We start from the raw sequence: 6938 nt of genomic DNA, 5'->3' as shown, positions 1-6938 counted from the left end.
CGCCGGATTCCGGATCTGAGCATTTACCTGCTTGATGCCGAAGGCGAGCCGGTGCCGGTCGGCGTCGCCGGCGAGATGTATATCGGCGGCGCCGGCGTCGCCCGCGGGTATTTGAACCGGCCGGAACTGACGGCGCAACGCTTCGTGCCCGATCCGTTCTCGGCGCTGCCTGGCGCCCGCATGTACCGCAGCGGCGACCTGGGACGCTGGCGGGATGACGGCACGATAGCCTACCTGGGCCGCAACGACTTTCAGGTCAAGATTCGCGGTTTCCGGATCGAGTTGGGCGAGATCGAGGCCAGACTGACGGAGCATCCGGCGGTACGCGAAGCGGTGGTGCTGGCGCGCGAAGACAAGCCGGGCGACCAGCGCCTGGTCGCGTATATCGTCGCTGCCAGGACGGTCGACGCCGAACAACTGCGCACCCACCTGAGCGCGCAGCTGCCGGACTACATGGTGCCGGCCGCCTACGTGCAGTTGGAGCAGATGCCGCTGACCTCGAACGGCAAGCTCGACCGCAAGCAGCTGCCGGCGCCGGCCACCGATGCGTATGCGGCGCATGCTTACGCAGCGCCGCAGGGTGCAACCGAAACCACGCTGGCGGCCATCTGGTCCGAGCTATTGCAGATTGAGCAGGTAGGCCGTCACGACAATTTCTTTGCCTTGGGCGGCCACTCGCTGCTGGCGGTGACGCTGATGGAACGGATGCGCCGGCAGGGATTGCCGGCTGAGGTGCGGGCCTTGTTTACCGCGCCGACAGTGGCCGGCTTGGCCGCTGCGGTCGGCGTTGAGAATCAGCTGGTGGCGGTGCCGCCCAACCTGATCCCGCCGCAGTGCGAAGTCTTGACCCCGGCGATGCTGCCGCTGATCGCCTTGAACAGCGTCGAGCTTGCCAGCGTCGTCAGCACGGTGCCGGGCGGCGTCGCCAATGTGCAGGATATCTATCCGCTGGCGCCACTGCAGGAAGGCATCCTGTACCACCATTTGATGGCGAGCGAAGGCGATCCGTATTTGCTGGTGGGCCTGACCAGCTTCGACAGCCGGGTGCAATTGCAACGTTATCTGACAGCGTTGCAGGCAGTGATCGACCGGCACGACATTTTGCGCACGGCGGTGGTATGGGATGGCGTGCCGGAACCGGTGCAAGTGGTGTGGCGTCATGCGCAATTACCGATAGAGGGCGTCCAGCTGGACCCGGCGGCGGGAGATGTCGCGGCGCAATTGCGGGCCCGTTTCGACCCCCGCGAATACCGGCTGGATATCTCGCAGGCGCCGTTGCTGCGTACCTGCCTGGCCTACGATGCGCCGCAGCGGCGCTGGCTGTTGCTGACCTTGCTGCATCATCTGGCGGGCGATCACACCACGCTGGATGTGGTGCGCGCCGAGATTGAATTGCATCTGCTGGGCCGGGCGCAACAATTGCCGGCGGCACTGCCGTTCCGTAACTTCGTCGCCCAGGCGCGGCTAGGGGTGACGCCGCAAGCGCATGAAACTTTTTTCCGCCAGATGTTGGCGGATGTCGATGAACCGACCGCGCCATTCGGCTTGCTGGAAGTGCGCGGCGACGGCAGCGGACTGGAAGAAGCGCAACTGCAGCTGGATCCGGACTTGGCACGGCGGCTGCGGCAGCAGGCGCGGCAACTGGGGGTGAGCGCCGCCAGCATCTGCCACCTGGCTTGGGCGCAAGTGCTGGCGCGGGCCGCCGGACGCACGGATGTGGTGTTCGGGACGGTGCTGTTCGGCCGCATGCAGGGCGGCGAGGGTGCGGATCGGATGATGGGATTGCTGATCAACACGCTGCCACTGCGGATCAAAATCGACGAGCAAGGAGTGGCGGCCAGCGTCCGCCGTACCCATGGCTCGCTGGCTGAATTGCTGCAACACGAGCATGCGTCGCTGGCATTGGCGCAGCGGGCCAGCGCGATTCCGGCGACCACGCCGTTGTTCTCGGCCTTGCTCAATTACCGACACAGTGCCGACAGCGCCGCGCCATCGGCCGAGCAGCAGCAAGCCTGGGCCGGGATCGAGATGTTGTCGGGCGAAGAACGCACCAACTATCCGCTGGTACTTGCGGTCGACGATCTGGGCCAGGGCTTCCGGTTGACCGCGCAGGTGGCGGCAGCGGTGGGCGCGCTGCGGGTGTGCGACTTCATGCAGACGGCGCTGGAGCGGCTGGTCGTGGCGCTGGAGACAACACCGGAGCAAGCGTTGATCAGCGTCGATGTATTGCCGGCGGCAGAACGGCAGCAGGTGGTCAGCGATTGGAACACGACCCAGGCCGCCTATCCGCAGCAGCAATTGATACATCAACTGTTCGAAGCGCAAGTCGTCAAGACCCCGGACGCGGTGGCGCTGGTGCATGAGGATAGCCAACTGAGCTATGCCGAACTGAATCTGCAGGCCAACCGGCTGGCGCATTACCTGATCGCGCTAGGCGTCAGGCCGGACGACCGGGTCGCGCTCTGTGCCGAACGTGGCCCAGAGATGGTGGTCGGCTTGCTGGCGGTGTTGAAAGCAGGAGGCGCCTACGTGCCGCTGGATCCGGCCTATCCAAGCGAACGGCTGGCGCACATGCTGGCCGACAGCGCACCGGTGGCGCTGTTGACGCAAGCCGGCATAGGCGGCGCTTGGCAACAAGTACTGAGCACCATCTCGTCCACTTTGCCGGTGCTCGATCTGGCGGCAGCGGCGCCGCAGTGGACCGGACATGCCGCGCACAATCCGGATCCGGCCGGCATCGGCCTGAGCGCCAGCCACCTGGCATACGTGATCTATACCTCGGGTTCGACCGGCAAGCCGAAAGGGGTGATGGTCGAGCATCGCAATGTCGCCAATCACATGTTGTGGATGCAATCAGCGTTCGCACTCACTGCGGACCATGCGGTGCTGCACAAGACGCCGTGCGGTTTCGATGCTTCGGTTTGGGAATTCTTTGCGCCGCTGTTGTCCGGAGCGAGGCTGGTGCTGGCGAAACCGGATGGGCAGCGTGATGTCGCCTACCTGGCCGAGTTGATCCAGAGTCAGGAGATCCACACGCTGCAGGTGGTGCCTACGCTGCTGAGCATGCTGCTGGAGACCCCGGCTTTTGCCGCCTGCCACTCACTGAGGCGGGTGTTTTGCGGCGGCGAGGCGCTGGCGGCGAGCTTGATCGCGCGCTTCCATGCGCAACTGCCGCAGGCGCAGTTGATCAATCTATACGGTCCGACCGAGGCCACGATTGATGCCACGTATTGGGTCTGTCCGCCGGGTGCGTCGGCCGCTTCGATCTCGATTGGCGGTCCGATCGCCAACACCCGGATTTACCTGCTCGACGCCCAAGGGCAGCCGGCGCCGGTTGGCGTGGCTGGCGAAATTTATATCGGCGGCGCCGGCGTCGCCCGCGGTTATCTGAACCGACCTGAATTGACGGCGGAACGTTTCATGCACGATCCGTTTTCGGCACAGCCCGGGGCTCGCATGTACCGCAGCGGCGACCTCGGACGTTGGCGGGCGGACGGCACGATAGCCTACCTGGGCCGCAACGACTTCCAGGTCAAGTTGCGCGGTTTCCGCATCGAACTGGGCGAGATCGAAACACAGTTGGCCACCCACCCGGCGGTGCGGACAGCGGTGGTGGTGGCGCGCGAGGATAGCCCGGGCGACCGGCGCCTGGTGGCGTATGTGGTCGCCGCCGAGGACGCCAGCGAACGGGCGGTCGATGCCGAGCACCTGCGGACCCACCTGGGTTGGCATTTGCCGGATTACATGGTGCCGGCCGCCTACGTGCAGCTCGATTGCATGCCGCTGACGCCGAGCGGCAAGATTGACCGCATGCGCTTGCCGGCGCCGGAAGCCGATGCCTATCCGGTGCGTGTTTACGAAGCGCCGCAAGGCGAGATCGAAACCACGTTGGCCGAAATCTGGAGCGACTTGCTGAAAATCGAACAGATCGGCCGCCACGACAATTTCTTCGAGCTGGGCGGCCACTCGCTGCTGATGGTGCAAATGATCTCGCGTCTGCGCCACGCGTTCGGGGTCGACATCGCGCTGCAGGATGTGTTTGTGAGTCCGACCCTGGCCGCGCTTTCCGAACAAATCATCGATTCGCAGCTGGCTCAATTCGATCCGGTCGAGCTGGCCTCGGTGTCGAATCTGATGCGCGACACCGCTTGAGGTCACCTCTAAGAACCTACTGCGCGATCCAATCTCGGGGCTGCGATGCTCACCGTACCTCCGTACGGCTGCGCTTCTCGCCCCGACCTTGGACCGCTCGCTACGGTCCTAGAGGCGACCTTGACTAATCTCTTAATGGATTTGCAGTGTTTTGAATGTGCATATACAACAAACAGGAGCAAGCGTGAAACAGAACCAGCTAGGCAATTTGTCGGTAGTTGAACGGGAGCGACTGTTGAGATTGGCGCAAACCGCCAAACTTAAACGAAAGTCGATTGATGACGCTGCGATTGTCGCGGTCGACGGCGTCGAGCGGCAAGCGCTGTCGTTCGCCCAGCAGCGGCTGTGGTTCCTGGAACAAATGGGCGGCGTCAGCCAGGCCTATCACATCCCGGCCGGCTTGCAGTTGAACGGGCAACTCGATCATGCGGCGCTGGCGCAAGCGCTGGACCGTTTGCTGGCGCGGCATGAAGCGCTGCGCACCACGTTCCACGAAGTCGACGGCCAGCCGCGGCAGTGCATTACGTCGGCGGAAGAAAGCTGCTTTCTGTTGTTGGAACACGACTTGCGCGACCATCCGGAGCCGGCTGAAGAGCGCGAACGCCTGCTGGCCGAAGAAGCCGGCACGCGGTTCGACTTGAAGCACGGCCCGTTGATCCGCGGCCGCCTGATCCGCGAAGCGGCCGAGCAGCACACGCTGCTGATCACGATGCACCACATCGTCTCCGACGGCTGGTCGATCGGGGTCTTGGTCAATGAATTCAGCGCGCTGTATCGCGCCTACCAACAAGGTCAGGACGATCCGCTGCCGCCGCTGACGGTGCAATACCCGGACTACGCAGCATGGCAGCGGCGCTGGCTGACGGGATCGGTGTTGCAGCAACAGGCCGACTACTGGCAAGCCAATCTGGCGGGAGCGCCGGCGCTGCTGGAATTGCCGACCGATCATCCGCGCCCGGCGCAGCAGGATTATGCCGGTGCGGTGATCGATTGCCGGCTGGATGCCGAGCTGACCCGGGGCTTGAAAGCGCTGAGCCAACGCCACGGCACGACCTTGTTCATGACCTTGCTGGGCAGCTGGGCGCTGCTGCTGGCGCGCCTGGCGGGCCAGGATGAAGTGGTGATCGGAACGCCGACGGCGAACCGGGGCCGGGCCGAAGTGGAAGGTTTGATCGGTTTCTTCGTCAACACGCTGGCGTTGCGGATGGATGTCGGCGACGCGCCGACGGTGGCGCAACTGCTGGCGCGGGTCAAGCAGCAAGCGCTGGCGGCGCAACAGCATCAGGAGCTACCGTTCGAGCAGGTGGTGGAACTGACGCGACCGGTGCGCAGCATGGCGCACAGCCCGCTGTTCCAAGTGATGTTCGCGTGGCAAAACGCGCCGCAAGGCAGCCTGGCGTTGCCGGGCTTGACGCTGACGCCGCTGGCATTGACGCAGGCGACGGCCAAGTTCGACCTGACGCTGGCGCTGGGCGAGGTCGGCGACACGATCGCCGGCAGTATCGAATACGCGACGGCGTTGTTCGAACGCAGCACGGTGGCGCGCTACCTGGGCCATTGGCGCACCCTGCTGGCGGCGATGGTGGCCGACGATCAGCAATCGGTAATGCGCTTGCCGCTGCTCATGTTCAGCGAACGGCAACAGTTGGCGATCGGCTGGAACGCACCGCAGGCAAGTTATCCGCAGCATCAATTGATTCATCAACTGTTTGAAGCACAGGTCGCCAAGACGCCGCAGGCGGTGGCACTGGTGCACGAGGATGCGCAGCTGACTTATGCCGAACTCAATCTGCAGGCCAACCAGCTGGCGCATTACCTGCGCGAGCAGGGCGTCAGGCCGGACGACCGGGTCGCGTTGTGCGTAGAGCGCGGATTGTCGATGATCGTCGGTCTGCTGGCGGTGTTGAAGGCGGGCGGCGCCTACGTGCCACTGGACCCGGCCTATCCTGCCGAGCGCTTGGCGCACATGCTGGCCGACAGCGCGCCGGTGGCGGTACTGACGCAAGCCGGCATCACTGGCGCTTGGCCGGAAGTATCGGCCATCATCCCGTCTAGCGTGCCGGTCATCGACTTGACGGCCACGGCGCCGCCCTGGGCCTGGCATGCGACGCACAATCCGGATCCGGTCAGCATCGGCCTCAGTTCGGCCCATCTGGCGTATGTGATCTATACCTCGGGCTCGACCGGCACGCCGAAGGGGGTGATGGTCGAGCATCGCAATGTGACTCGCTTGTTCGCCGCCACGGCTGACTGGTTTCATTTCGGCAGCGACGACGTGTGGAGCTTGTTTCATTCGTTCGCGTTCGACTTTTCGGTCTGGGAAATCTGGGGCGCGCTGCTGCATGGCGGGCGGCTGGTGGTGGTGCCGAAGGACATCGCACGTTCGGCCGACGATTTCTATCGCTTGCTGTGCCGGGAACGGATCACGATCTTGAACCAGACCCCGAGCGCGTTCCGGCAACTGATCGCGGCGCAAGCTGGTAGTCAGGATGTGCACCAATTGCGGCATGTGATTTTCGGCGGCGAAGCGCTGGAAGTGGCCACGCTCGCGCCCTGGTTCGCGCGCAACGACGAGCAGCGCACCCGGCTGGTCAATATGTACGGCATTACCGAAACCACGGTGCACGTGACGTATCAGCCGTTGACACGGGCGGATTGCGAGCGGCGCGGCGCCAGTCCGATCGGCCGCCGGATTCCGGATCTGAGCATTTACCTGCTTGATGCCGAAGGCGAGCCGGTGCCGGTCGGCGTCGCCGGCGAGATGTATATCGGCGGCGCCGGCGTCG

General features: G+C 64.4%; 2 protein-coding genes. Both read left to right on the top strand.

From position 1 onward, the window contains the following. Positions 1-4152, top strand: a 4152-nt coding sequence (locus ACFPM8_RS11635) for an amino acid adenylation domain-containing protein (protein ID WP_378997718.1), incomplete at its 5' end; no start/stop codon positions are given. Positions 4153-4336: 184 nt separating this feature from the next. Next, on the top strand, positions 4337-6938 hold a 2602-nt coding region (locus tag ACFPM8_RS11630; protein ID WP_378997717.1), incomplete at its 3' end, for an amino acid adenylation domain-containing protein.

This window comes from Paraherbaspirillum soli (assembly GCF_042654985.1).
Classification (GTDB): domain Bacteria; phylum Pseudomonadota; class Gammaproteobacteria; order Burkholderiales; family Burkholderiaceae_D; genus Paraherbaspirillum; species Paraherbaspirillum soli.
This window is presented reverse-complemented; position numbering and strand designations above follow the sequence as displayed.